General features: G+C 62.6%; 22 protein-coding genes and 1 pseudogene. 12 read left to right on the top strand and 11 right to left on the bottom strand.

Annotated elements, in window-relative coordinates:
- Nucleotides 1-65: 65 nt before the first annotated feature.
- On the bottom strand, nucleotides 66-5,222 hold the full coding sequence (locus tag J3485_RS24930; RefSeq protein WP_206956997.1) for an autotransporter domain-containing protein: 5,157 nt from the start codon (nucleotides 5,220-5,222) through the stop codon (nucleotides 66-68).
- A 180-nt stretch (nucleotides 5,223-5,402) separates the two neighbouring features.
- On the opposite strand from J3485_RS24930, the gene J3485_RS24925 reads away from it, so the two are divergent.
- The 5 genes from J3485_RS24925 (at nucleotide 5,403) to J3485_RS24905 (ending at nucleotide 11,140) form a co-directional block, all read left to right on the top strand.
- On the top strand, nucleotides 5,403-5,618 hold the full coding sequence (locus J3485_RS24925; protein WP_206956996.1) for a hypothetical protein: 216 nt from the start codon (nucleotides 5,403-5,405) through the stop codon (nucleotides 5,616-5,618).
- Nucleotides 5,619-6,075: 457 nt separating this feature from the next.
- Complete coding sequence (locus tag J3485_RS24920) at nucleotides 6,076-7,734, top strand: hypothetical protein (protein ID WP_206956995.1); 1,659 nt, start codon at nucleotides 6,076-6,078, stop codon at nucleotides 7,732-7,734.
- 110 nt (nucleotides 7,735-7,844) lie between these two features.
- Nucleotides 7,845-8,618: a hypothetical protein gene (locus J3485_RS24915; protein WP_206956994.1), complete on the top strand. Its 774-nt coding sequence runs from the start codon at nucleotides 7,845-7,847 to the stop codon at nucleotides 8,616-8,618.
- A gap of 8 nt (nucleotides 8,619-8,626) precedes the next feature.
- Nucleotides 8,627-10,060, top strand: coding sequence for a hypothetical protein (locus J3485_RS24910; protein WP_206956993.1), 1,434 nt, complete (start codon nucleotides 8,627-8,629; stop codon nucleotides 10,058-10,060).
- Between the two features lie 45 nt (nucleotides 10,061-10,105).
- Nucleotides 10,106-11,140, top strand: a complete 1,035-nt coding sequence (locus J3485_RS24905; RefSeq protein WP_206956992.1) for a hypothetical protein — start codon at nucleotides 10,106-10,108, stop codon at nucleotides 11,138-11,140.
- Between the two features lie 19 nt (nucleotides 11,141-11,159).
- On the opposite strand, the gene J3485_RS24900 is transcribed toward J3485_RS24905, so the two are convergent.
- Nucleotides 11,160-12,185, bottom strand: coding sequence for an SDR family oxidoreductase (locus tag J3485_RS24900; RefSeq protein ID WP_242538923.1), 1,026 nt, complete (start codon nucleotides 12,183-12,185; stop codon nucleotides 11,160-11,162).
- 148 nt (nucleotides 12,186-12,333) lie between these two features.
- On the opposite strand from J3485_RS24900, the gene J3485_RS24895 reads away from it, so the two are divergent.
- Nucleotides 12,334-12,618, top strand: coding sequence for a toxin-antitoxin system TumE family protein (locus J3485_RS24895; protein ID WP_242538922.1), 285 nt, complete (start codon nucleotides 12,334-12,336; stop codon nucleotides 12,616-12,618).
- The gene (locus J3485_RS24890; protein WP_242538921.1) at nucleotides 12,615-12,977 is read left to right on the top strand and encodes an HVO_A0114 family putative DNA-binding protein; all 363 of its coding nucleotides are present in this window, start codon (nucleotides 12,615-12,617) and stop codon (nucleotides 12,975-12,977) included. Before J3485_RS24895 ends, J3485_RS24890 begins: the two co-directional genes overlap by 4 nt.
- A 53-nt stretch (nucleotides 12,978-13,030) precedes the next feature.
- Here the strand turns inward: J3485_RS24890 and J3485_RS24885 are convergent, their stop codons facing one another.
- The 6 genes and pseudogenes from J3485_RS24885 to J3485_RS29120 all read right to left on the bottom strand — a co-directional run.
- Nucleotides 13,031-13,603, bottom strand: a complete 573-nt coding sequence (locus tag J3485_RS24885; RefSeq protein ID WP_206956991.1) for a DUF3005 domain-containing protein — start codon at nucleotides 13,601-13,603, stop codon at nucleotides 13,031-13,033.
- 78 nt (nucleotides 13,604-13,681) lie between these two features.
- Nucleotides 13,682-15,325 carry a GMC family oxidoreductase gene (locus tag J3485_RS24880; RefSeq protein ID WP_206956990.1) on the bottom strand — a complete coding sequence of 548 codons (1,644 nt, stop codon included), beginning with the start codon at nucleotides 15,323-15,325 and terminating at the stop codon, nucleotides 13,682-13,684.
- Entirely contained in the window at nucleotides 15,315-16,028 is a 714-nt protein-coding gene (locus J3485_RS24875; protein ID WP_206956989.1) for a gluconate 2-dehydrogenase subunit 3 family protein, read from the bottom strand. The genes J3485_RS24880 and J3485_RS24875 overlap by 11 nt, the downstream gene beginning before the upstream one ends.
- The gene (locus J3485_RS24870) at nucleotides 16,025-17,023 is read right to left on the bottom strand and encodes a hypothetical protein (RefSeq protein WP_206956988.1); all 999 of its coding nucleotides are present in this window, start codon (nucleotides 17,021-17,023) and stop codon (nucleotides 16,025-16,027) included. The genes J3485_RS24875 and J3485_RS24870 overlap by 4 nt, the downstream gene beginning before the upstream one ends.
- A 46-nt stretch (nucleotides 17,024-17,069) precedes the next feature.
- Complete coding sequence (locus J3485_RS24865) at nucleotides 17,070-18,248, bottom strand: enolase C-terminal domain-like protein (protein ID WP_206956987.1); 1,179 nt, start codon at nucleotides 18,246-18,248, stop codon at nucleotides 17,070-17,072.
- A gap of 88 nt (nucleotides 18,249-18,336) precedes the next feature.
- Nucleotides 18,337-18,549 (bottom strand): annotated as a pseudogene (locus J3485_RS29120) (TolC family protein); the annotation flags it as partial.
- An 88-nt stretch (nucleotides 18,550-18,637) separates the two neighbouring features.
- Between J3485_RS29120 and coxB the strand changes: the two are divergent.
- The 5 genes from coxB to J3485_RS24835 are packed head-to-tail and all read left to right on the top strand — an operon-like array spanning nucleotide 18,638 to nucleotide 24,042.
- Entirely contained in the window at nucleotides 18,638-19,600 is a 963-nt protein-coding gene (gene coxB, locus J3485_RS24855; RefSeq protein WP_206956985.1) for a cytochrome c oxidase subunit II, read from the top strand.
- Between the two features lie 10 nt (nucleotides 19,601-19,610).
- Complete coding sequence (ctaD, locus tag J3485_RS24850) at nucleotides 19,611-21,617, top strand: cytochrome c oxidase subunit I (protein ID WP_206956984.1); 2,007 nt, start codon at nucleotides 19,611-19,613, stop codon at nucleotides 21,615-21,617.
- Nucleotide 21,618: 1 nt separating this feature from the next.
- The gene (locus J3485_RS24845; protein WP_206956983.1) at nucleotides 21,619-22,233 is read left to right on the top strand and encodes a cytochrome c oxidase subunit 3; all 615 of its coding nucleotides are present in this window, start codon (nucleotides 21,619-21,621) and stop codon (nucleotides 22,231-22,233) included.
- Between the two features lie 4 nt (nucleotides 22,234-22,237).
- Nucleotides 22,238-22,654 (top strand): hypothetical protein, encoded by a 417-nt coding sequence (locus J3485_RS24840; RefSeq protein ID WP_206956982.1) that lies wholly within the window; start codon nucleotides 22,238-22,240, stop codon nucleotides 22,652-22,654.
- A 26-nt stretch (nucleotides 22,655-22,680) separates the two neighbouring features.
- A complete protein-coding gene (locus J3485_RS24835) occupies nucleotides 22,681-24,042 on the top strand; it encodes a c-type cytochrome (protein ID WP_206956981.1) in 1,362 nt (453 codons plus the stop codon).
- 81 nt (nucleotides 24,043-24,123) lie between these two features.
- Here J3485_RS24835 and J3485_RS24830 read toward each other — a convergent pair whose 3' ends face one another.
- The 3 genes from J3485_RS24830 to J3485_RS24820 form a co-directional block, all read right to left on the bottom strand.
- Nucleotides 24,124-24,651: a PRC-barrel domain-containing protein gene (locus J3485_RS24830; RefSeq protein ID WP_206956980.1), complete on the bottom strand. Its 528-nt coding sequence runs from the start codon at nucleotides 24,649-24,651 to the stop codon at nucleotides 24,124-24,126.
- A 133-nt stretch (nucleotides 24,652-24,784) separates the two neighbouring features.
- Nucleotides 24,785-25,528, bottom strand: a complete 744-nt coding sequence (phbB, locus tag J3485_RS24825; RefSeq protein ID WP_206956979.1) for an acetoacetyl-CoA reductase — start codon at nucleotides 25,526-25,528, stop codon at nucleotides 24,785-24,787.
- Nucleotides 25,529-25,630: 102 nt separating this feature from the next.
- Nucleotides 25,631-25,831 carry a hypothetical protein gene (locus J3485_RS24820; RefSeq protein WP_206956978.1) on the bottom strand — a complete coding sequence of 67 codons (201 nt, stop codon included), beginning with the start codon at nucleotides 25,829-25,831 and terminating at the stop codon, nucleotides 25,631-25,633.
- Nucleotides 25,832-26,136: the final 305 nt, after the last annotated feature.

Genomic DNA, 26,136 nt, shown 5'->3' with positions numbered 1-26,136 from the left:
CTGCACTGGCGAGATTCACGATCGAGACAGGCGCGATCGTGAATCTCGCGGTGTGCTGACCGTGTTCAGAACGTCATGGTCAGCGTAGCCTGAACGCCGTAGTCGTTCGCCCCTCTAGAGAGCTGCGCGGAATAACCGACGCTGAGCGTTGTGGCTCGGGTCAGGCCGAAATCGAACCCCGCGTCGACACTTGCCGCATCGCGAGCGATGGGTACGCCGGCAATGGTGAAGGCGTCGCCGCCGGCAAAGTTGAAGGTTGACAGCGGGGTTGTGTCGCCGAAGGCATGACGCCAGCCGAGGGTGCCGTGCACCGTCACCCTGTGGCCGTCGACGATGAAGTCCTTCGCGCCGCGCAGGCCGACGGTGGTGAACGTCGCATCGGTATTGCCGCCGGCGCTCGTCAATGCCGCGGCGCCGCCGTTTTCCGTGAAGCCGTCGGTATGGAGAGTGGCATAGGCCAGATCGACGAACGGCTCGAATGCGGCAAGCTGGGTGTCGATCCGGTAACCGAGTTCGCCGAAGCTCTGGAGCGTCGATGCCCCGTAGTGCGCGCTGACGTTTTCGGAAAGCCCGGGGAATTCGATCGAGCGATTCGTATCGACGTCGTGCCAGGTATAGCCGGCGCCGAAACGCAGGCCGAGCGCGCCCCATTGCGTGCCGCCGTAGAGTGCCAGGTGGCCGTCCACGCTCGAGCCCGATGAAGTGCGCGCGCCGAGTTCGAAGCGTGAATCGGCAGCGCCGGCCATGAGCCCGACGCGCCACGTGTTCGCAACCGGCACGTCGACGCCGACGAGCAAGCCGCCGACGGAGCGCTCGAGCGTGGCCGCGTTGCCGTCGCCGTCCCATTGATTCCAGCCGCCCAGGCTCTGCGCCCAGAAGACGGCGCGTCCGCCACCCGTCGCCGCGGAAGTGAGCCCGCTCTCGGTAGAGGCCAGCGCGGCAGAGCCCGAGGCTCCGCCGTCGTCGAAGGCCGAGCGCATCCGTGCGATTGCCGCCTCGCGGGGCAGGCTGCTATCGTCGATCAGCGCGCTCTTCAGCGAGGCATGCACTTCGCCCGATAGTGCATCGAGTGCTTGGCGCGCGGTGGCATCGTCGGGGACGGCCGCGACGGCGTTATAAACCGCGTTGCCTTGGCCGAGACTTTCCACGCCGTTGCCCGTCGCGCACTCGTTGCGTGTTTGCGCCACGCTGCAGAACGAGGTGTCGTTGCGGGTCGAGTCGATATAGACATCGTTGGCGTCATATGCGAGCGACAGATCGACGAAGGGCATGTTCTGCGAGAGCGAATCGAACGTGCCGCTGACGCCGCCGCTTGCGGAAACGATCGTCCATTGGCTGCCCGGCGTATAGACGCCGCCCACCTTGGCCGCATAGACGGTACCGCCTTGGATGTTCGCCTTGCCGCTCACAGCGATCAGGTCGCCGCTTTGATCGGGCGAGATATCGACGGCATACGTCGATCCGGTATCGAAGCTGATGTCGTCATTGACATGAAGCGTGCCGGCTGAAGGGCCGGGAGCGATCGTGCCGCCCGAGGCGATCGTCGTCGTGCCCACCGTGCCGGAGCCGGCGAGCGTGCCGCCGGAGAGCACCGACACCGTGCCGCCGAGGGTGCCGTCGACGGCCAGCGTACCGGTCAAGACGGCCGTCGCGCCGGAGAAGGCGGACGAATCGCCGGTGAGATCCGTGGTGCCAGCGCCGATTTGCTTCACGTTGCCGCTGCCGCTGATCGCGCCGTCGAAGACGACCGTATCCGCGCGGTCGAAGGCGAGGGTGCCGTTGTCGGTCACGTTGCCCGCGATCGAGCCCGACGTGCCGCCGTCGCCCAATTGCAGCGTACCGGCCGAGATCGTCGTGCCGCCTTGATAGCTGCTGTCGCCGGTCAGGATCACCGTGCCGGTGCCTATCTGCGTCACGCCGCCTGTGCCGCCGATTGCGCCCGCGAGCGTCCACGTGTCCGAGCGATCGAGGACGAGCTGGCCATTGTTATCGATATCCCCGGCGATCGATCCGGACGTCCCACCGGTGCCGAGCTGCAGCGTGCCCGCGGAGATCTCGGTGCCGCCCGCGTAGGTATTGTTGGCCGTGAGCGTCAGCGTGCCGCTGCCGCTCTTGATCAAGCCGCCGACACCGCCGATGACACCCGTGAGCGCAAGATCGGCATCGGTTTCGAACTGACCGTTGCTTGCGCTGAGCGTCATACCGCGCGCGGACGTGAAGCTCGACGTGTTTTCGAGCGTGCCGCCGTCGAGGGTGACGCCGCCCGGCGTCGCGCCGAGATTCGCGTCGGAAGAAATCGACAGCGTGCCGCCATCGATGAACGTGCCACCCGTATACGTGTTGGTGCCGGACAGCACGAGCGTGCCGTTGTCGGTTTTTTCGAGCCCGCCGGAGCCTGTCAGTTCCGACGCAATCGTAGCCGTGATGCCGGCGCTGATCGCGCCGCCTCCGGTGCCGACGCGGATGATGGTCTGCGCGTTCCCGAGCGTGATCGCATCGCCATTGATCAGATAGCCGTCGGTCGCGAACTGCAAGCCGTCGATCGAGATCGCAGCGCCCGTGTCGTCGACTGTCACGGTGCCGGCCTGCGCAGCGAAGATTGCGAACTGCCCATTGCTCCAATTCGAATTGATCGAACCGTCGGCCGTGGTCCAGTTGTTATTCGTCGCGTTCCAGGTGCCGTTGCCGCCGTCTATCGCGCCATTGTTGTGGTTGGCGGCATTGCCGCCGTCCCAGAAGTTGACCGACGCTCCACCGGTGTTGACGAGGTCGACCTCGTGGGCGATCGATGTCTGCACGGTAAGGTCGCTCTGACTGATGCCGGTGGGAACGCTGCCGATCGCGAGGCCGTCGTTCGTGAGGTTGCCGGCGTAGTCGAATAGGCGATAGAGCCCCGGGCTGAAGCCGCCGAGATCGGTCACGTTGAGCGTACCGGCGAGCGTGAGATTGCCGGCCACGTTGAACATGCCGGTCGATTGGTCGGGCGCGCCGAGCGATACGTCGACGTTCGAGCTGCTCGAGAGCGTGAGATTGCCGCCGAAGTTCAGCACATCTCCTTGCCGTCCGACGAGCGCACCCGCACCGATCGCGACGTTGCCTTCGAGCGTGCCGGTCCCGGCGAGTGCGCCGCCGTTGACGGCAACGGTGCCGCCAAGCGTGCCATCGACCGCGAGCGTGCCGGCGTTGACCGAGGTCGTACCGGAAAAGCCGCTGCTGTTGCCGGAAAGCGTGATCGTGCCTGCGCCGTTCTGCGCGATGCTGCCGCTGCCGCTGATCGAACTCGCATATGAAAATGCGTCGCTGTCGTTGAATGCGAGCGTGCCGTTATCGGTGATCGTGCTGAAAAAATTGCTGTTGAAGCCGTTACCGATTTCGAGCGTGCCCGCGGAAATGAGGGTGGCGCCCGGATAGGTGCCCTCGCCGGTCAGTATCAACGTGCCGGAGCCTGTCTTGGTCAAGCCGCTGCTGCCGGAGATCGAGCCCGACAGGGTGAGGGAATCGTTCGTGAGAAACGTGCCGCCGCCGCCGTCGAGTATGACCTCGCGCGAGGAGTCGAATGCCGCCGTGTTTTCCAGCGTGCCGCCGTTGAAGGTCAGCGCGCCGGTGCCGAGATTGGCGTCGGCGGAGACCGACAGCGTACCGCCGGTGAGAAGCGTATCGCCTTGGTAGGTGTTGATGCCGGAGAAGATCTGCGTGCCGCCGGTGATTTCGACGCCGCCGGTGCCGGAGATGGTGCCGGCGAAGTTGCCCGGATCGACGGGGGTGCTCCCGCCCTGGCCGTTGGAAATGACGAGCGATTTGCTGCCGAGCACGACGTTGCCGGTGGAGGCGCCCGATAAGCTTTGAACGTGCGCGCTGCTGGCCGTGATGCCGGAGACGTCGAGCGTGGCATCGACGTTGACGTTGCTCGCCTGCGAGAGATCGCCGGTGGTGCCGAGCGCGAGCGTGCCTTGCTCCACGGCCCAAGGGTGGCTGTCGCCCACGCTGCCCGTTACCGTCCACGTGCTGAGGCCGGTTTTCTCGTATTGCGCGAAACCTTGGTATTGCTCCGTATTGGTCGTGTCATCGAGCGATGAAACGATCTTCGAGAGGTCGAAGGTGCCAGTGGCCGATCCGCCGAGCGCGAGGATATTGCCGCCGCCGGCAGCGATGACCTTACCGTTGATGACATATCCGGATTGCAATTCGAGCAAGTTGCCGTTGCCGTCCAGCCTGATCGCAATCCCGCCCGGTGCGGTTTGCGATGAGTCTAGAAGCGACCAGCCGCCTTCGATGTCGCCGCCGCTTTCGTTGATGATCGTATTGTCGTTGCCGTTGACGTGGAGCCCCATCGCGAGCGCGGCGCTTCCCGCCGAACCGCCGGGATTGACGTAGCCTCGGTTCAGGAACGTGTTGTTGCTCCCATCGATGTCGATGGCGTCGCCGCCGCTGCCGTCGGGGATACCGCCCAGCCCGGCTGCGCCGTTGCCGCCGGCGAAGCCGGTACCGAAGCCATTGCTGATGTTGGTGATCGTCGCACCGTCGATGCCGACGACTACGGCGACGCCGCCGCTGCCGCTGGACTGGCCGCCGACGCCACCGCTGATTTCAGCGGTGCTTTCCGCATTGAAGGTGAGCGTCGTGCCCTGGAAAAACACGCCGACACCGCCGCCTCCGCCGGCGGCGTTCGCTGTGCCGGCGCCACCCAAGCCGCCGTAGATGTAGTTGCCGTCGTCGATCAGGGTACCGCCGATAAAGACCAAGCCCGCGCCTCCCCCCCCGGCGCCGGCCGTCACGCCTGCGCCGCCCGCGCCGCCGCGTATCACTGCGCTGCCCGCGGTGCTTAGAACCAGGTTGCCCGAGGTCATCACCGCACCCGTGCCGCCTCCGCCCCCGCCGATGCCGTTCGCTCCGTCGATACCGGACCCTCCTGTCACGGTGCCGCTGATCGACGAATTGATCGCTTGGGTCTTGCCGCCGCAGCCCGTACCAAACGGCGCCGTATCGCACGACGCGGCCCCGGCGCCGTTGCCGCCCTGGTCGAGCGTGCCCATGGTGCCCGCGCTCGAACCGACACTTCCGCCCGTGCCTCCTCCATTGTTGCCGCCGCCTGCGCCGCCGTTGCCCGATGCGGCCGACGCGCCTGCGCCGCCGCCGACGTCGACGACTTGAGCGAAGCAAGGAGCGATACCGGCCACCGTGATGGTGCCCGCCATCGAGAGCATGACTACGGAAGCGCGCAAACGATGCTGGGGCTTCTTGCCCGACCGTACCGCGCTAGGCGATTCGATCGATTCGCCTTCCCCAAGGCGATGGCGTCGAGGCCATTTTTGTTGAGAAACGCTGCTCCGTCGAATGGTCATATAAGGTTTCGCCTTCTTATGAAAATAAAATCTCGGTTCGCCTCATTCAAGATTTGGGAAATGAAAGAGTCATTGTGTGATCTCATCTCCCACGATCGAGGTGGGTTGAGTGCTTTCTCTCAGGCAAGCTTTTTTAACGCATCGAGAATTTATGAAGCGGCGATTCCGCATTTGCTGATGCACGCATCGTCCGTCAGCAAGGGGTATCCATCCCTGTCTTCATTACATGCCATCTATGCGATGCGCAACGGAACGGTGTCATCGTTCGATCGATGACCTTCGTCGAATCTCAGTATTTGGCCTTTCGCTGGCCGAATGCAGGTTTCTTGGATCGAAACTTACTCGATCCTCACATGGTTGATGCGTAGGGCCAGGGTGTCGATCCGATCATTCTTAAACTGCCTAGAAACGCACAAGCCTAGGGCGCTCGATCTCGACGCTCGATGCAAATCGAGTAGATTGTCGGTGTTCTGTAAAGGTAACTATCCAGGTAGTCAAAAGGCAATGAGGAATGCGGATAGCTTTAAAAAGTAGAAACTCGCGTGTGAAATGTCTCTAATTGGGACGCGCTGGAAAAACGCAAAAGTGTCGTTTGACTTTTATTTCCCGTATCGAGAAGATTCAAACCTCTGAACGTCACGAGGGAGGCGGTGGCGACAGCGGCGGTGCCTGCACTGGCACGGATAAGTCATTCCCCGAAACGAAACTTCTCCTGAGAATGGAGGCATTCATCATGTCGCACGATGAAAAAGGACGTATCTTGTCCGGCGGCAACGGAACGATCACGCTCACTCCGGACGCAGCCACGAAGATCTACCCGAATCAAGGGCGGTTCATCACGGCGACCATCAAGATGAGCGGCTCAAATATCATTCCGCCGGGTGCCACGATCGACTTTTCAGGCAGCACGAACGGCGAAAGCAAGTACTTCACGCTTCTTCCCTATCAGCATGACGTGACGGCCGTGCCGGTTCAGATCACGGAGGGAGACAACACGACTGGTACAGCGACGCTAGGTATTCGCCACGATCCCAAGGATAAAACGAATACGATCGTGGTGAACGCGCAAGCCGGTGCCGGCTGGACGACGAAACCTAGCGATGCGCAAACGGTCACGTACACCGTTCAGGCCCACGACCCCGTCATTACCTGCACGGGCCCGAGCGAGACGATGCTTCCGATTCCGACGGCACAGGACGGAGACCGACTCACGCCGGGCGCGACTCGGTACGTGACTCAGTTCACGTGCAAAGTCACGGATAGCGGCAACCCGGTCAAGGATTACGTGATCGAGTGGCACGAATCGGCCGAACACTCTCTTGGTCTTTTCAGCGGCTTGATGAACGCGTATGTATCGGCAACGGCCACTTATGCAGATAGGCTTCAGTCCGGTAACGCGTTGCTCGTCGAGGATAAAGCCCAGCAGGGGTATTTCGTGCGCATGACGACCGGCGCCGACGGCACCGCCAATCTCTATCTGGTCGCCATAAACAGCACCGGTGCGATCGCGCAGGGCGTTCGGGCGCTTTACAACTTCAGCGCGACCGACGAACACGATCGGCCGTTCCTCGTCGTGAATCCGACCGATACGTTCGCGGGCTTCAGTGAGTTGATGCCGACGGTCGAAGCGATCGAGGCAAACACGCTGTACTACGACGATCTCCAAAACCCGCCCTATGTCAGCGTTCTCATTCCTTCTTATCCCGGTAACGCTCCGGGCGACCGCATTTATCTACTCGTCAACGGACAGATCGCCGCGGGCCCGTATCACAGCCCCATGACCGAGAACGACAACTGGAACTCCAGGTTTCTCGAGAGCATCGGCTATAGCGACATCGGGCCTAACGCCGGCAAAGAGAATGAGGCGCTTTTCATCGTCAGCAACATCGAGTCTGGTCTCGTCAAGCCCAGCCTGATCAACGCGTTTCTGGGCCAGGGCAACAACCAAGGGCCGATCATTCAGACGGACGGCACGCTCGATGCGCCTGAACTCGTGCCTCTCGCCGGCGTCATCAACGCGCATACGCTCCAGGCGCCCCCGGTTGCCATCAAAGTCGATCTGGATCAATCGGAGACGAACGGCTGGACGGCGCAGATCGGTGACATGCTCACCGCGACGGCTGTTTTGACCGGCTACAAGCCCAATAGCGATGTCCTGAATCAATCGATTTCCGTTGCGGCAAATCCTTTCACGGTTGTCGACCTGACCAGCGCCACTGTCGAGTTGCAGTTCCCCAGTGTCGATCCGTTCAAGGGCTGGGACCGGATGAAAGACTCGCCCTATACGGAAGGTCACTGCTACATCATCTATACGGTTCAGAGGGCGGGCGTGCCCAATCAAAGCTCGCAAGTGCTCACGCTCGTATTGAATACGGCGGATATGAGCTACTAAGGCCGAGCCGACGAAGTTCCTTGGCGCAAAGCGCGGCGTTCCTTGGGCCGAGTCCCACGGAACGCCGCGCCGAGTAGGCCGAGCGCGGCGATATCGAGGAGACCAAACCCATGGCCGGCACTACGCGTGACACCGGGGAAAAGGCAACCGTCCCTTTGCGAATGATCGTAACGTCGCGGGCCGCTTATTACGCCGACGGCATTTCGCTCAAGCCTTGCAATTGGGTCAAGGTCGACGGGCCTGCGGGCCATACGATGAATTGCAACCTGTCGTCCGGCGGGGAGATCATCGGGCTGAACGATCCCAATGACGGTAGTCAACTTCCGAGCATTCTCTATGGTGGCGACGGGACCTCGTATGGGACGGGTCCTTATCTCCCCACGCTCGACGAGAATGGATTCACGTGGTTCTTGGTCAGGGGCGAAAACCCGTCTTTACCGCATGCCGCATCGGAACTGCTCGTCGTCACGGTCAATGTGACGGACGAGAATGACGACAGCAACACCGCCACGAAGTACCCGACTTTCCAGGACTATTCGGACGCGAATCCGCAGAACGATCCCAACCAGCACTTGGTCGGCTACGACTACACGACGGGTGCGCCCGCCGATGGCGTCACGCCCTGTTGCCTCTACGTGCAAGCGGACAGCGCAAGTTGGGGCGTGGTTCGGGTCACCGTCACCGCGGGTAGCGCGACAGTCGTCGGCTCGCCGCCCGAGCATCCGCATTGGAACGACGTGAACCTGCAAAGCGATGGCTGCGCCACCATCCTGCTCGTCGATACGAACGCTGAATCGGTCAAATTCACGATCGGCCTGCCGAAGGCGCCCGGGACCGATCAACTCGGCCCATTCACGTTGGACTTTCTTTCGTTTTCGGAATGAGCGCAGCGATGGCGAATGAGCATCGGATGATGAACGAGCACACACGACGCACGACCAAGAACGAGACGATCGAATTGGATGCCCCCACGCTTCCGCAATCTGTCGAAGAAGCGGGACAACGGATCATCCACGTCGACGATCTTTCTCCGGGTCAGAAAATCATCGTCCAGGTGGCGAACTATCAAAAGAATTGGCACGCCAGCCCGGGCGATAAGATACAGGGCTATCTGAACGATACGCCCTCGGAAAACGTCGTTTATATCGACAAAGCCAACATCGACAACACGTCGTGGGATACGGAATTCGATCCCGGCAAGATTCCGAACGGGTCCTATCGCGCGACCTACACGAAAACCAATGAGGTTGGCGATCTCGTCGATTCGCTCCCGCAGCCGGTGACCATCGAAGGCTCCACGGCCAGCAACTACCCGAACCCGCTCTTTCCCGATGCCGTCGACGGCGTGCTGCGCTATGCGCAGCTTTCCGAACACGACGGCACGCCGATCAAGGCCGAATACGGGCTTCAGCAGGGCGATCAGGTCACGTTCCATTGGCAAGGCTTCGATGAAGCTGGGCGTGAGGTTCCGCAAGCCGCCTACGAAACGAATCCGCCAATCATGGCGCAAGCCGCGGATGTTTACAACGGTTACATCCAGGATACGATTCCTTTGAGCAGTATTCAACCGCTCGGCGATCTCGGCAGCGGCGTGGCGTATTACGAGGTGCTGCGGCAGGGTGCCACGCACCCTTCGCTGAACACGAAGGTTGAGATTTCGTGGTCCGACATCACCGCGTTGCAGTTGACCTCCACCCAGGGTGCGGCGAAGCAGTCGAATCAACTCCCCAACCTGAAGCCCTGCAATTGTGGCACCGTATTCGGCGAACCGGGACTGTCGGTGACGATCTCGGTCTCGGCGGGCTGCGTCATCGCCGAAGCGCAGAGCGGCGACCCGACGACGTATCGAACGCAACTCGATGGCGATGGCCTTGCCACCTTCAGCATGTCGACGAGCGATCAAAGCATGATCACGATCGTGGCCTATTCCAATACGTTGCCGGGCGATCCACCCGTCGAGAACGCGACGTTCAGCGATTACTTGGACGGAAGCGCCGCGGGCCTCATGGGATACAACTACACGACCCACGTACCGAGCGACGGTGCGACGGCGTGTTCGATCTATTTTCAGGTTTTGCCTGCGTTCATCGAGCAGGTCGTGACGGTCACGATCGTCGACGAGGATAGCCACGCGACGATCGTGGGCGCCGATCCGGACACGCCGCATACGCGCACCGTCACGTTGTACAGCGACGGTTGCGGATGGGCTCAGATCGTCGACACGAAAGAAGAGAAGGTGAACGTTGCGTTGTCCGTGACGGGGCAAACGGGGTCCCTTCAATTTCCCTATCCGGTGGAATTCATCTCGTTTCCGTCGGCGTCGTAATGAATGCAGGGCAATGATGCCCACTGTCAACTCACGGGGCCATCCATGACACAGGCGAACGAGGCGCTTCAATCGCAATCGGCCGACGATACCGACACGTCGGGCTACAAGCTCGTGCTCAATATTCCCGATACAAGTGTCGCCGCCGACGGCAAGACCACGAACCAGGCCGACGCCAAGCTCACGCTTGGCAGCTTGCTCGAGTCCGACCAGCCCGTTACGTTCAAGATCACCCAAGGCTGGGCCGTCTTTAGCAACGGGTTGCAGCAGATTGACGGTCCGAAGACAGGCCCGATGGGCCATTCCGATGTGAGCTTCACCGACACGACGGCCGAGACGGGCAAGATGATCGCTTGGATGACGAAGAACCCGACCGTCCAGAGCGATCCGGCGACGTATACGTTCACCGCCGTCGCGGCGAGCTACGAGTTGACGTTGAGCTCGCTCACGCCCAACGGCGAGCAGGCGGACGGGACATCCGAGAATGAAGGCCGAGCCGTCGTCACGGTCAACGGCAAAGCACTTGGCGAAGCGCAGATCGTGAGATTCGAATTCGTGGGCGGATCGGCAAGCTTCGATACGAGCAAACCGTATGTTCAATCGGGCTCGGACAGTCATACGCTTTACGTGCAGACGCACAGCGAAAACGGGCAGGACATCGCCGATGCCTATTTCGCCGATACCGTGGGAGAAACGGTCACGCTCAAGGCTTCTTTGCGGGACCATTCCGACGTTCAGCCTCAGTCTCAGGACTTTACGTTTACGCCCGTATCGGTGGCGGCGCGTTACAAGGTTCAGATCACCGACTATCCGGGGCTGATTGCCGATGGAGAATCGGCGCCGGTTTCGGGCACGGTACTCGATACGGTGACCGGAACGGGCGTTAGCGACACATGCACCGTCGAATGCACGTGGCCTATCGGTGGTCCGGACAATGCCACCGTGACGAACGGGAATTTCTCTTTCAGCGTTTATGGCGAATATTCGAGCGGAAGGGTGCCGAAGCGCGGTTATGTCATGGTGATCTACCGCGATGGCCACGATAGAGTGGGTATTTACGTTGCTCCGACTCCCCCTTGAATAGGGCGACGTCTTCGAGTCAAGCGCCGCGCCGCGAGAGCAATGCGGCCACCGCCAAACCCAACGCCAGCGCCGCGCCCAATGCCGCGCCGCGATGCGTGTCGAGCCATAGCGAAGCGCACGTCGACTTCGCTTCGTTGCTGAACGAGCCGCGCAATCGATGTGCGCCTGGAACAGGGTGCCAAAGGTCTACGCGATGCTCGGGATCTGTCGCACTGTTGCGCTGCTGAGCGCGAAATGCGCGCTTCGCGAGATAACGATCCAAATAGCCCGGCGCGATTTTGTTGGCGACGATCGCTTTGATCGATGACAGCCCGACGTGGAGTTCGCGCCGTGGATGCGTTGCTGCCCAGACGATCGCTCGCGCGGCCACTTCGGGCTCATAGACAGGAGCGACGGGACGCGGCGCGCCTAGCATGCGGCTGAGCGCCCAGTCGAACTGCGGCGTGTTGAGCGCGGGCATCTGCACCATCGTCACGCGTACGCCGCTCTTGTCGTGTATGAGTTCGCAGCGCAGCGCGTCGGTGAAGCCTCGGATCGCGTGCTTGGCGCCGCAATACGCCGATTGCAAGGGAATCGAGCGATAGGCGAGCGCGGAGCCCACTTGGACGATGACGCCCTTGTTGCGCGGGCTCATTCGTTTGAGTGCGGCCATCGTGCCCCAGACGTAGCCGAGGTACGTCACTTCGGTAATGCGCGCGAATTCGGGCGGCGTCATGCGCGCGACGGACGCGAACATCGTCACCATCGCATCGTTGACCCAGACGTCGATGGGGCCCAATTCTGTCTCGATGCGCTCGGCCGCGGCTTCGACTTCATCGGATGAACTCACGTCGGTTGCGATCGGCAATGCGCGTACGCCGCATCCGCGTGCGAGATCGGCGACTTGCGCTAGCGCTTCTTCGTCGCGAGCGAGCAGCGCGACGTCGGCGCCGAGCCGCGCAAAGGCGAGAGCGGCCGCGCGGCCGACGCCAGCGCTGGCACCCGTGATGACGACGATGTTGGGGAAGCGACGTGAGCGGGCATGGCAGTCTCCACGGGGCAAGGGTCATGAATGCGGTTTCGTTGTCGAGGCGCGATGAGATCGTGCGCGCAGCCGTGCGCTCCGTGCGCGCATATGGCGTGCCGGGTGCTGCATCGCAGGGTGTCGGCGGATTTGACAATGAAGAGGGGGTGTTGGCATAATCGCCAACATGAAAGCACGATTGATCCACCGTAACCGGATGGCATTCGATGACGGCGCGATTCTCGAAATGGTTATCTGGGAAGTTCCAAAGCCGGTAGAAGGCAGTTCGCATTGCTACAAATATCGATTGTTTTACGGCTACGCTGGCAATCGCGTCGTCGGATATGACAATGAGCGGCCCAAGGGGGACCATCGGCATGTCGACGGCGTCGAAGAACCCTATCGCTTCATGGGGCCCGAGGAACTGGTCCGAGAATTTATCGCAGAAGTTACGCGCAGGAGGTCACCATGAAAACCGCCACTATTCGCATTCGCCGGGATGCCGCGACAGCGCTCGCGGAGCTGGGCGAGCAGTTCATCAAAGCCTGGCGCGACGGCGGTTCCGATACGGACACGTTCGAGTTCGAGTCTCCGAAAGCTTTGTTTTCTGTGCTGACGCCTAAGCGATGGGAATTGATCGAGCGTCTGCAGGCACTCGGCGAAGTCAGCTTGCGTGCGCTCGCGCGCAGTCTGGAGCGAGACGTCAAGCGGGTTCATGAAGACGCCGCTGTATTGCTCGAATGGGGGCTCATCGAGCGCACGCCGAACGGCAAAATCCATGTGCCGTACGAGAAGATTCATACGGAATTCGATCTGCTCGCGGCGGCCTAATCAGTCCAGGTGCCGCAACCCCATAGCATCAACCCTGCACGGGAATGCATCGCCTACTCGTGCGTATGTCCGTTCTCCGTGCGCTCCAGGCTGAACACTTGCTCCGCACGCGTACCGTTTCGCTGCTCGAAGTTGACCGTCCCGTGATAGGCGATGCGCCATCCCGCTCGTGTCGCAATGATCGGTACATTGCGTCCGGGACGGCTGTCGAGATCGACCAGGCCGTCGGGCGGTACCGGTATGGAGTCGTCGAGCGAGGCATTCGAATGGATCACGTTGTCTTGCCACATCGACCGATCGTGTCGCGCTTCTAGTCCCTTGCCGTCCGTGTCGACAGTGCTATCCGAAGCGGCCATGCCCGCGTTGTCCACGGAGACGATATGCGCGTTCGCGCGCGCGACCGGGTCTGGGCTGTCCGCATCTTTCGCGCCATGCTCGATCGACGGGAGCGGGGCAGGATCTTTGGCGGCCACGGCTTCGGCGGACGTGGCGCGTTTGGTCTTACCGAACTCGCGGCCTTGCGTTTTCGCATCAGGCATGTCGCCGGCGGCGGGCGTCTTCGCCGGGCTCTTGGCCGCGATTTCATTTTGCTGCGCTTGAGTCGGATTGTTTTGCGCATTTTCCACGATAGCTGTCCTCCAAAAAGTGGGACCCTCTCGCTGGTTTTCACGCAACGAACGTGCCGGGTGGGACACGGCTACGACTTACAATTCGCCGCGCGCACGCAGCGCCGCCATGCGGTCCGCCGTGCGGCAAGCAATTGCTTGAATCGTCAGCGATGGATTGACGCCGCCGACAGTCGGAAAAACCGAACCGTCGCAGATCCAAAGATTCGGAATGTCCCAACTGCGGCAATCCGCGTCGACTACGCTCGTTCGAGGATCGTCACCCATGCGCGCCGTGCCGTTCAGATGGCACGTATCGTCGTCCTGACGCCAGATCTCTTTCGCGCCCGCGGCGTCCAGAGCCGTGTTCATGAAGTCGAGCGCGTGCCGCACGAGCCGTTTGTCGCTGTCGCACAGCGAATGCGTGACGCGCGCGATCGGCAATCCGTAGGCGTCTTTCTCATCGGCCAGCGTCACGCGATTCATCTCCTGCGGCAGGGTCTCGCCGACGATCTTCAATCCGGCTTGATGGTTGTACTTCTCCATCTCGCCATGCAGCGCTTCGCCCCAGAGGCCACGCCCCGTTTGCACGTCGGCCCAAGCGTTCGGTAGCGGGCCCTGGCTCATGTAGCAGTAGCCGCCGAAGAAGTCCTTGCCTTTGTCCGTGTAGTTCCAATGCTCTGTCATCGCGAGCGAGGGCGGCCCCTTGTACCAGCGAATCTCTTCGTCCATCAGGCCCCAGACAGCCTGATTCGACTGCACCATCAAGTTCTTGCCGACGAGGCCCGAGCGATTCGCAAGGCCTTCCGGAAAGCGCGGCGTTGCCGACATCAGCAACAGTCGCGGCGTTTCGATCGCGTAACCGGCGACGACGACGTTGCGAGCGCGCTGGAATTGCCAACGTCCTTCGCGAAAGTATTCGACACCGTGTGCGCGATCGTGCTCGTCGAGTGCGATGCGGCCGACCATCGACAAGTCGCGGATTTCCGCACCCGCTTTGACCGCGCGCGGAATCCACGTGACGAGCGCGCTTTGCTTGGCGTTCGTCGCGCAGCCTGTCACACAAAACCCGCGATAGACGCACGGGTGTGCTTTTCCACGCGGCGAGGAAATCGTGGCGAGCGGCGTTGGACACCACGGAATGCCGAGCGCTTCGCAGCCGCGAGCCAGCACGAGCGCGGCCGCGTTGAGCTCGTGCGCGCGATACGGATAGCGAGGGCGATGCGGGCCCCACGGATAATTCACCGGGCCCGAGATCTTCAGCGCGTCTTCGACGTACGCGTAATAGCGCCACATCTCGCGCCAATCGATCGGCCAGTCGGCGCCATAGCCGAGCAGGCTGCGCGATTTGAACCACTCCGGACGAAAGCGCAGCGACACCATCGCGAAGTGGACGGTGCTGCCGCCAACCGCTTTGCCGCTGTTGTTGCTGCCGAGCTTGAGCGGCTGCTCGCCGTCGCAGATGCGTTCGTCGGTCCAGTACAGTTTCGATTGGTGCGTCTCGTCGGAAGCGAATTCTTCGAGCGGGCGCCACCAAGCACCGGCATCGAAGGCCACCACGCGAAAGCCTTGCTCGGCGAGGCGGCAGGCCAGCGTGCCGCCGCCGGCACCGGTGCCGACGATTGCAAAGTCGACGGCATCGTCCTGCGGATATTCCTGCATCGGCAGCCAACCGCCGACGGTGAATACATCGGGCGCCCGACCGTTCTTGCCGCGAGGGGTATGCATGGCGTCATCGCGCACGACGGTTCTCCTCGCGTGCGCGAGCTTCGTGTCCCGGCTTCGCTTCGGATGCATCCCAAGGATCGCGGCGATTCGCTTGCATGCGCACGTATCCCCTCGGGTTCGCGGGGCCGCCGAAGCCGATTTCATTCCATGCCTGCGGATGCGCGTAGTACGTGCTCGCGATGTCGGGCAATACGCGCAAGCCGAAGAAGACATCGCACGGCATGCCTTCCCATGCGCCGTCTGTCAGCTCGCCGCGCTGCATACGGGTGACGAGCGCACGTTGCTGCGTTTCGTCGATGTCGGCGAATGCTGCGCCGTGAGCACTACGGCTTTCGGCATCGAGCGCGGCCAGGCCGATGCGCCATGCGTCGCGAAGCGGTGGCAACCTTGCATCGCGGTATCCGTCGCGATCGTCATGGAAGAGCTTCATGTCGACGAACGCCGCTACCGGGACGGACGGTTCGCGCCAACGATTGCCTTGATCTTCGACCTTGGCGTCGTTGACCGTGGCGGCTCCCTTGGCCGCGCGAGACCGAGGAACGATCACCGTGCACAACGCGCTCAGTGCGCGCCACTGTGCATCGTTGCAAAAGCGCGGCGTGTTGGGTTGCGCGAGTCGGGCATCGATCACTTCGCGTGTGACGTCGTCCCACGATGGCGTGTCACGCTTGAGCATGACGTCGTAGCCTGGATAACGCGATTGGCGATCTGTGCTCATCGTTCCGTGTCCCTTAAACGCAAGGCGGCGAGTGCCGCTGTCGCCAGCGCGGTGAAGCTAGGCGGCGCGGGCAGCGGCGGCCCGTTCAGTATGTTTTGCGACCAATTGCGCCAACCGCCTTGATTGCGAGCGACGCCGCGCACATGGAACGCGACGCCGACCACGCCGAGCGCTGCCGTCATGCGCAGCCAAACGCGCGTCCACACATTGAACCGTGGTGGCGCGAGTGCGGCGCGCACGAGCAGCGCCGTGGCGATGGGCGGAATCGTCACGGGAGCGTACATGGCGCGGTGTTGAAACGCCCCGCGAAAATGCAGCAGGGCGACTTCGCCAACGGTGCCGATCATGCCGGCCGCCGCGAGTAGTGCGAGCGCTTGTCCGGCCGGCATACCGAACAGGCGTGGAGCGTGGGCGGGTTCATCGCGCAGCCGCTCTCCGACTGCACCGAGCGCGCCCGACAGCAGCAGCGCCATGGGCGCGCCGAGCGGTGCGCCGTAAAACAAGTTGTGCCAACTGAATCCGCCCGGCCGCTTCGTCACGTTGTAGAGGTGAAAGCCCGTTCCTGCGACGCCGACGCCGGCAGCCGCCAAATAAATCGCGTGACGCACGCGATGGCGATTGCCGACACGATCGGCGTCGCCATGCAATCCGGCCGCCAACGACAGCGTGCCGACGATCAAAGGCGTGTACATCGCGCGATTCTCGAACGAACCGCGATAGTGCTCGACCGCGGAATCCGCCAATGCGGACCAAGCGAGCAGTGCGGAACTGCGATTGAATGCGCGCGCGGCGTGAATGTGTGCGTCGACGCGGTCTTCGCTTGCTGCCCGGCGCGCGGCTAACGGGCCTGCATTGCGCGCGGTTCGCAGCGCGCGTGCTGCCGGTCCGTCCATGGGCGCGCCGTGCGACGACGCTGCTTTGACCATTGCCGCAGCGGCTACCGCGCCCGCGGCGACGCTCAGCGCAGCGACAAGGCCATTCGTCGTGCGGTTCATCGGCGGTGTTCTCCATTCATCGTGCTTCATAGGGCTTCATAGCGCTTCATAGAGCATAAGGCGCCGCATCGGCATGCTTGAATTCGAGTCCGCAGCCGGGCCGTGAGAGATCGGGCGCGATGGTGCCGTGGCTGGCGCGAGGTGCGCCGTCGAACAGCATCGATTCGATACGCACATGATCGTGGAACCATTCGATGTGCCGCAGACGCGGGGCGGCGGCGGCCAGATGTCGATGCAACGCGGGCGCGCAATGTGCGGAGAGTGGGATATGCCACGCGTCGCACAACTGCGCCGCCTGCATGAAACCGGTCACGCCGCCGCAACGCGTCGCATCGGCTTGCAGCACGTCGATCGCATTTGCCTCCAGCATTCGACGAAAATCGTCGCTCGTGTAGGCGTATTCGCCGGCGGCGATATCCATCGATGCGGGCGCTGCGTCACGCACTAGACGCATACCGCACAAATCATCCGATGAAACGGGCTCTTCGAACCACACGACACCGTGATCGGCGAACTGCCGCGCACATTGCAGCGCGTCGTTGACGGTCAATGCGCCGTTCGCATCGACGAACAGTGCGGCATTGCCGATCGCATCGCGCGCCGCCTCGACCCGCTCCGGATCGCGCTCAGGCTGTGTGCCGACTTTCATCTTGACCGCACGGCAGCCGTCCACATCGACCCAACGAGCGAGTTGATCGCGCAACGTCGCATCGTCGTAACTCGTGAAGCCGCCGCTGCCATAGATCTGCACGCGCTCGCGCAGCATGCCGCCGATGAGCTGCACGAGCGGAACGCCGAGCAATCTGGCGTTGAGGTCCCATAGCGCGAAATCGAGCGCTGAGATTGCGGTTGCGCACAAACCCGAGCGACCGATATTGCGCACGTGCCGCCATAAACGCTGCGTGAGCGCGCGAATGCGGCCGACGTGCTCGTGCAGGAGTTCCTTGGCGAGCGTCTCTCTGATCAGCGCGACGGCGCTGGCGTCCGTGTACGTGTAGCCGAGCCCCGTACACCCGCCTGCGTCGATTTCAACGACGACGAGCGTGGTCGAGGTCCACTCGAACGTACCGTCCGCCTCCGGCGCATCGGTTGGAATCTGGTAAGCATGCGCACGCACGGCGGCGATCGGTGTCGAGTCGAGCGCGTCGGGAACGCGAGGCGTGAATATGCCGTGGCGCGCCGCGGTGTCGCGCGAGGTAGTGTCGGAAATGGACTTCGTCGTCATTCGAATCGTGCCGGTCGTGTCGAATCTGCGCGTGCGGCGGAAGCCGACATGCGGCGGCATGCCGCCGCTTTCGACGACGAAGCAAGCGCTATGCCGCGCTCTGCCAGCCCCCGCCGAGCGCTTTATAAAGCGCGACGAGATCGGTCTCGACTTGCGTCTGAGCTTGTACGAATTGCGCTTGCACTTGCGACAATTGCCGCTGCGCATCGAGTACGTCGATGAAGCTGATGAAGCCCTTCGCGTCGCGCGGGCGGTAGGCATGTCGTTTGCATCGTTCGTATGTCTCGATCTCGAACGTCGTGGAGGATTCCCTCATGTCAAACACATGCAACCCATCAGGAGAACGCGACAACGGCCCAGCCGGAATGGCCGGCTGAGTGCGTGGCACGATGAGCGCCGCTCCGCTCCAATACGTGTTGCATGCGGCCGGTCCCGCATCGGCCCCCACCTATCGCCTCGGCTGGGCGCTGATCGCGCTCGTCTCGGTCGTGGTCGTCATCATCGCGGTGCTGCTCGTCGGGGCATTGGCGAGGCGCCGCCGGCCGCTTCCCGCAGAGGCTTCCGACGCACTCCCGCCCGACGCCGGCGGGACGAATTGGATCGTCATCGGCACGGGCCTATCGTCGATCGCATTGTTCGCCGCACTCGTCTACGCGATGACCACGCTCGATTCGGTGGCGTCGCCGCCGCACGATCCGCCGCTGACGATTAGCGTCACCTCGTACGATTGGTGGTGGAAGATCGATTACCCCGACGCCGACGATCCGTCGCGCGCATTCGTCACCGCGAACGAAATCCACATTCCCGTAGGCGTGCCCGTACGCGTCGAATTGCGCAGTGCCGACGTTATCCACACGTTCTGGGCGCCGCAGCTTGCGGGCAAGACCGAAATGATCCCGGGCCAAACGAACGTGCAATGGATCGAAGCGGACACCCCCGGCATCTATCGCGGGCAGTGCTCGCAGTTTTGCGGCGCGCAGCATGCGCACATGGCATTCGAAGTGGTCGCACAGCCGCAGGCCGACTTCGATGCGTGGCGCGAGGCCCAACGCAGCGGCGCCGCGGTCGTCGCCACGCCCGATGCACGCGCGGGCCAGCACATCTTCGACGATCGCTGCGCCGGATGCCATTCCGTGCGCGGTACGTCGGCGGCCGGCATGCAGGCGCCCGATCTGACGCATCTAGCCTCGCGCCGCCTGATCGCGGCCGGGCAAATGACGAATACCGCTGAACATCGACTCGATTGGATCGAGCACGCGCAGCGCATCAAGCCCGACTCGCTGATGCCGTCGATCGCGCTGTCCGTTTCGGATGCGGCGGCGCTATCGGCTTACCTCACCACTTTGCAGTGAGCGACGAACGATGTCAGAGACGCCTATCTCCGCATTGCCCGGCGATCCTCCCGGTACCGTGCGTCTATCGCGCCCGCTGCAACGCGGCGTAATCGACGAGGCCGGCAAGGCGCAACTGCACGAACTGTGGGAGGCCCCCCCCGGCTGGCGCGGCTGGCTCTCGACCGTCGATCACAAGTCGATCGGCCTGCGGTATCTGGTGACGGCATTCCTCTTCTTGCTGATCGGCGGCATCGAAGCGTTGATCATGCGCGTGCAACTTGCGCGCCCCAACGCCGGCGTCCTGACGCCCGAGCAATACGATCAGCTCTTCACGATGCACGGCATGACGATGATCTTCCTTTACGCGCTGCCGGTGCTGTCGGGCTTCTCCAACTATTTATGGCCGCTCGTGCTCGGCGGCCGCGACATGGCTTTTCCTCGGCTCAATGCATTTTCGTATTGGGTGTTCCTGTTTGCGGGCATCTTTCTCTATGCGAGTTTCCCGCTCGGCCAAGGCGCCGACGCCGGCTGGTTCAATTACGTGCCGCTGTCGGGCCTTACGTACGATCCCGGCCCGAACATCGACATCTACGCGCTCGGCATGGTCTTGCTCGGCATTTCGACGACGGTCGGCGCGGCCAACTTCGTCGTGACGCTGCTGCGCATGCGCGCACCCGGCATGTCGATCGATCGTATTCCCGTGCTCGTGTGGGGCACGTTGACGGCTTCGGTCGGCAATCTGCTTGCGGTGCCGTCCGTCAGCGTGGCGTTCTTGATGCTCTGGCTCGATCGCCGCATCGGCACGCATTTCTTCGACGTGGCGGCCGGCGGACACGCGCTGCTTTGGCAGCATCTGTTCTGGATTTTCGCGCACCCGTGGGTCTATGTCGTCGTGCTGCCGGCGATGGGCATCGTCTCCGATGCGTTGCCCGTTTTTTGCCGCCGTCCGCTCGTCGGCTATGGGCCTGTCGCCATCTCGACGGTGGCGACGATGGTCGTCGGCTTCGTCGTATGGATTCACCACATGTTCGCGACGGGCATCCCGCCGTTGGCCTTGGCGTTTTTCGGCTCGGCGAGCATGATCATTTCGATTCCGAGCGCCGTCGCGACGTTCGCCTGGATTGCGACGATTTGGCTCGGACGTCCCGTGTTTCGCGTGCCGTTCTTCTTCTTCGCGGGCTTCGTGCTGCTGTTCGTGATCGGCGGCGTGTCGGGCGTGATGACGGCGGCCGTGCCGCTCGACTGGCAATTGACCGACACCTACTTCGTCGTCGCGCACTTGCACTACGTGCTCATCGGCATCAACGTGTTTCCCGTCGTGGGCGGCATCTATTTCTGGTTTCCGAAATTCACGGGCCGCATGATGAGCGAACGGATCGGGCGCATCGCCTTCTGGCTCATGTTCGTCGGCTTCAATCTCGGCTTCTTCCCGATGCATATCGCGGGGCTACTCGGCATGCCGCGCAGGATATACACGTATGCGCCGGACATGGGGTGGAATACCGTCAACATGCTGTCGTCGATCGGTTCATTCGTGTTCGCGTTCGGCATCCTCGTATTTCTCGTCGACGTCGTCTACAGCTTGAAGCGCGGACCGATCGCGGGCAGCAACCCGTGGGACGCGCCGTCGCTCGAATGGTCGGTGCCGTCGCCGCCGCCGCCGTATAACTTCGCAGTCCTACCGATCGTCGCGAGCCGCCATCCGCTGTGGGAGGCGCGGATGGAAGAGGAGGCCGATAAGCCGGCGCGATCGCGATCGCATCTCGATGAAGGCTATCTGCTCGGTCAGGGGCGCGAGGCATTGGGGACGACGGCCGTGGGCGGCACGCCGTACGTCATTCTGAAGATGCCCGAGGATTCCTACGCACCGTTCATGCTGGGGCTGTTCGCGGCGTTGTTCTTCGCTGCGCTCGCCCTGCGTTGGTGGGGTGGGGCGCTCGCAATGATCGTCGCATGCGGCGTGTCGATTGCTGTCTGGCTCTGGCCGGAGCGCGCGCTCGTGCAGCGCGAGCCGGCGCCCGTGGAGGAAGCGTGAGATGAGCGAGGACACGCAAACCGTGCTATCGCGCCCAACCTATACGTTACCGGTGGGCAGCGCAGGGGAGCGCGCGAGCGGCTTGCTCGGCTGCCTCACGTTGATCGCGACGGAAGCGGCGCTGTTCGGCTATCTGATCTTCTCGTATCTCTATCTGGCCGTGCAGCAAACCACGCATTGGCCGCCGGAGGGATTACCCAAACTCGGGTTTTCGTCGGTCAACACGGCGATTCTTCTATCGAGCAGCGTGTTCGCGTGGCTCTGCGAGCGGCTCGTGCGTCGCAGACGCAAGCGCTCGGCGGTGGCTTCGATGGCCGTTGCGGTCGTGCTCGGCATCGTGTTCGTCGGCATCCAGCTTCATGAGTGGCACGAGCATCCTTACGGGCTGACGTCGAACCTCTACGGATCGCTCTATTTCACGATCACGGGTTTCCACTTGGCGCACGTGATCGTGGGCATCGTCGTACTCGTGCTGCTCGGATGGTGGACCGCGCTTGGCTATTTCGACGAAAGACGCCATGCGGCGCTCACGATCGGCAGCTTGTATTGGCACTTCGTCGACATCGTGTGGCTCTTCATTTTCACGACGCTTTATCTGACGCCCTATTGGTTCTAGCGACATGGAAGCGAACCGCGCTGAGCAAGCCGAACCGGTTTCGAAGCTGACGCTGACGGTCGGCGTGTTGACCACGCCGGCCGCCTGGCTGCTGCAAACGTGCGCGGGCGAGGCGCTGATCGCCCATACCTGCTTTCCGCACGACATCCCGCTGAGCACGCCGCTGGCGCCGGGCGTCGGATGGGGCGTGATCGGCCTGAGCGGTATGACGCTCGTCGTCGGCGTGTTCGGCACCTGGCTTGCATGGCGAAATTGGCAACGCCTCAAGCGGGCACGGCATGGTCGAACACTCGAATCGAACGATACGAAGGTGGAGGGCGAAGCGTTCGTCGCTCGCGTGGGGTTCATGGCGAGCGGGTTGTTCCTGTTCGCGCTGGTGGCGACGGACGTCGCAATCAGGCTCGTTTCGGCGTGCTCGTAACGCCGTGTATCGATAACGAGGGGCATATGGTTTTCGGCTTGCGCGCTAAATCGCTTCGACGGTGCTTCGCATGCGGTGCGTTAGCATGCGCCGTGGCGCTGCCGGCGATATGCCGCGCCGCCGCCGCGGCTCCTGTCACGGCTGATGTGGCTGATACTGCTGATACGGCGACCGCCCTCGTCGCGCGAGGCGCCTATCTCGCGAAGCTCGCCGATTGCGCGGGATGCCATACGAACGCGCCGACGGGCCGGCCGCCGAAGCCTTCGCCACCATTCGCCGGCGGGCTGCCGATGGGGTCGCCGTTCGGCACGATCTGGGCGAGCAATATCACGCCGGATCCGGGTTTCGGCATCGGCCGTTACAGCTACGAAGACTTCGAGCGGGCCGTGCGCGACGGAATTGCGCCGGGTGGCAAACGCTTGTACCCGGCTATGCCGTTCCCTTCGTTTTCGAAGATCAGCGATGACGATATGCATGCACTTTACGCGTACTTCATGCACGGCGTGAAACCCGTGGCGGTGCCGGCGCCGAAAACGAAGCTGCCGTTCCCGTTCAACCAGCGGTGGGCGCTCGCCGTTTGGGACGAAGTGTTCGCCCCCGAGACGCGCTTCGATCCGCGCAGCGATCGCAGCGCGAAATGGAATCGCGGCGCCTACCTCGTGCAGGCCCTCGGGCACTGCGGCGCATGTCATACGCCGCGCGGGCCCGCCTACGAGGAGCGCGGCTTGAACGACGGCGATCCCCTCTATCTGACGGGCGGCACGAACGACCATTGGTTCGCACCGAATCTCACGGGCGATCCCAACTCCGGGCTCGGCCGGTTGTCGGCCGACGACATCGCGGCCTTCCTCAAGCACGGCCACGGTGGTGGCCTTTTGGCGTTCGGCAGCATGGTGGAGGTCGTCGAGGACAGCGGACAATACATGAACGACGACGATCTGCAGGCGATCGCCACCTACTTGAAGACACTGCCGCCGCGCGAGAAAAGCGGACACGTCGATACCGATCCCGCTCGCAATGCAGCAACGGTCGAGGTGTTGCGCACGGGTTCGGTCGAGTATCCGGGCGCGGGCATCTATAACGCGTTCTGTGCGCGTTGCCATAGGGCCGACGGCCAGGGCGAGGCCGGCAAATATCCGCGGCTGGCCGGCAATCCGATCGTCGTCGCACCGCATGCCGCGTCGCTCGTTCGCTTGCTTATCGAGGGCAGCCGCAGCGCCGACACGATCGATGGGCCGCAACCGCATCGCATGCCGTCCTTCGTCGGCAAGCTCAGCGACACGGAGATCGCGCGCGTCCTGACCTTCATCCGCCATGCTTGGGGCAATGAAGCGCAGCCGGTGGCGCCGCGTGAAGTCACGCAGATGCGCTCTACCTTGCATCGGTGACGAAGGCATTGCGCGGCGCATGACGGCGCATCGGGTTCATGCGCCGCGCATCGGCTGCTGCCGGCAGCTTGACGGCTTGGTTTACAGCTTGACGCCTCCCGCTTCGGGAGCATCCGGGTCCAAGTCGTCGCGTGCGACGTCGTAGTCGGCTTCGTATTCGTCATCCGCGCCTAGACTGCGCCAATACGGTGCGCGTCCGTAATACTGATGCACGGACGTCGCCCACGTGGCATCCGCCATCGAGGGCCAGTGTTGCTTGTCGAAGCCTGGCGCATTCTTGATTTGCTCGGCGCAGAGCGACAGCAAGAAGCATTTGCGCGTGGTGTCGAGCGTCAGTGCGTTCCAGGGAATGGCGAGCAACTTGTCGCCGATGCCGAGGAAGCCGCCCGACGACATCACGACATAGGCGATGCGGCCAGCCTGCACGTCGAGCATGATCTCCTTGACCTTGCCGACTTCTTCTCCGTCGGTACTGAGGATCCTGTCGCCGTCGAGCGTGCTCGCAGCCATGACGTCGGGGCCAGGCCCCGCCGCGGTTTCGCTGCCTTTGCCGACGATGCGAGCGCCTTGCGAGACGCCTGTCGTAGTCGTCGTGGTATGGGTACGCATAGCGTTTCTCCTGTTGGATGGGGTGGACCGACGGTATGCGACGGCACGTGTGTCCGCTCGCATCACCGGGTCGCCCTCACGGCGGCGCATAAGGCATGCCGCTCTGCGCTGTGCGTACAACTACCGCATACACCTACTGCAGATGCTGACCGCCATTGATGGAGATGTTGGCGCCCGTGACGAAGCCGGCCTCATCCGAGCAGAGGTAGGCGACGAGCGCAGCGACTTCCTCGGGCTCACCGAGGCGGCCGACCGGAATCTCCGGCAGGATCTTCGTCTTCATGACTTCTTCGGGGACGGCCGTGACCATCCGCGTCGCGATGAAGCCGGGGGAGACGGTATTGACCGTCACGCCCTTGCGCGCCACTTCGAGTGCGAGCGACTTCGTGAAGCCGTGCATGCCCGCTTTGGCAGCCGCATAGTTCGTTTGCCCGAAGCCGCCTTTGCAACCGATGACCGACGAGATGTTGACGATGCGGCCCCAGCCGCGGGCCGTCATCGCTTCGTATAGCGGCTTCGTCATGTTGAAGACGGAGTCGAGGTTCGTGCGCAGCACGGCGTCCCAGCCGCCTTTGTCGAGCTTCTTGAAGCTCGCGTCGCGCGTGATGCCGGCGTTGTTGATGAGAATGTCGATCGGCCCGACTTCGGCCTTGATCTGCGCCGCGCAGCGCTCGCACGAGTCGTAATCGGCGACGTCCACGGGATAGGCGCGGAATTGCCGTCCCGAGGTTTCCATTCGAGCCAGCCAGTCGTCGGCGCCCGTGTTGCTTGGCGAATAGGTGACGACGACGGCATAGCCGGCATCGTGCAGCCTGATGCTGATCGCTTCGCCGATGCCACCCATGCCGCCCGTCACGAGGGCAATTCTCCGTGTCATCTTGGTTCTCCTGTTATGAGCGTTTGACGAAGTGAAACGTGAGCGGCGCGATCAGGCGCGATAAGCGCTTTTTCGCGCCGCTCGGGCGGCGGCCTGCGCGGGTTACCGCAAGCGCGAGCACGCCGCGAGAATCGAGTTGCCGTTTTCGGTGATGCGCGGGCGAGGCAGGCCGACTTCTTCTTCCGGCTGCTCCAGCGCGATGAGATGCCGCTCGAGCAGCGTGCCCAGCTCGGCGCGGTCACCGATTTGGTCGGGGGCGTCCTTGACCAGCATCAGCGTGGCGAGTTCGTGTGGGCTCAGCATGTTTCTCTCCAATAGAACACAGACTGTCGATTGATCGCATCGATTAACGTCGGGACTGGTACCGGTTGCACCGGCTGCCATGCATCAATTACTTCGTTGACGAAACGCGCTGAGCGAAACCGGAAAGAATTCCGGGCGATTGCGTGAAAACATCGGGCTTTCGGAATGACTATTCATATGACGCTATAAAACGTTTTCAAATAATTATTTGTGCAAAGCGAGAAGGTACTAATTACCCACCGCTGGCACGCTTCCCGCGGTGATACGGTAATTGTTTCGAATGCCTGGCTGTTTGGGTGGGACCA

Source organism: Trinickia acidisoli, assembly GCF_017315725.1.
Classification (GTDB): domain Bacteria; phylum Pseudomonadota; class Gammaproteobacteria; order Burkholderiales; family Burkholderiaceae; genus Trinickia; species Trinickia acidisoli.
Note: the sequence above shows the minus strand (reverse complement) of the source record. Positions and strands in the feature narration are given on the sequence as shown.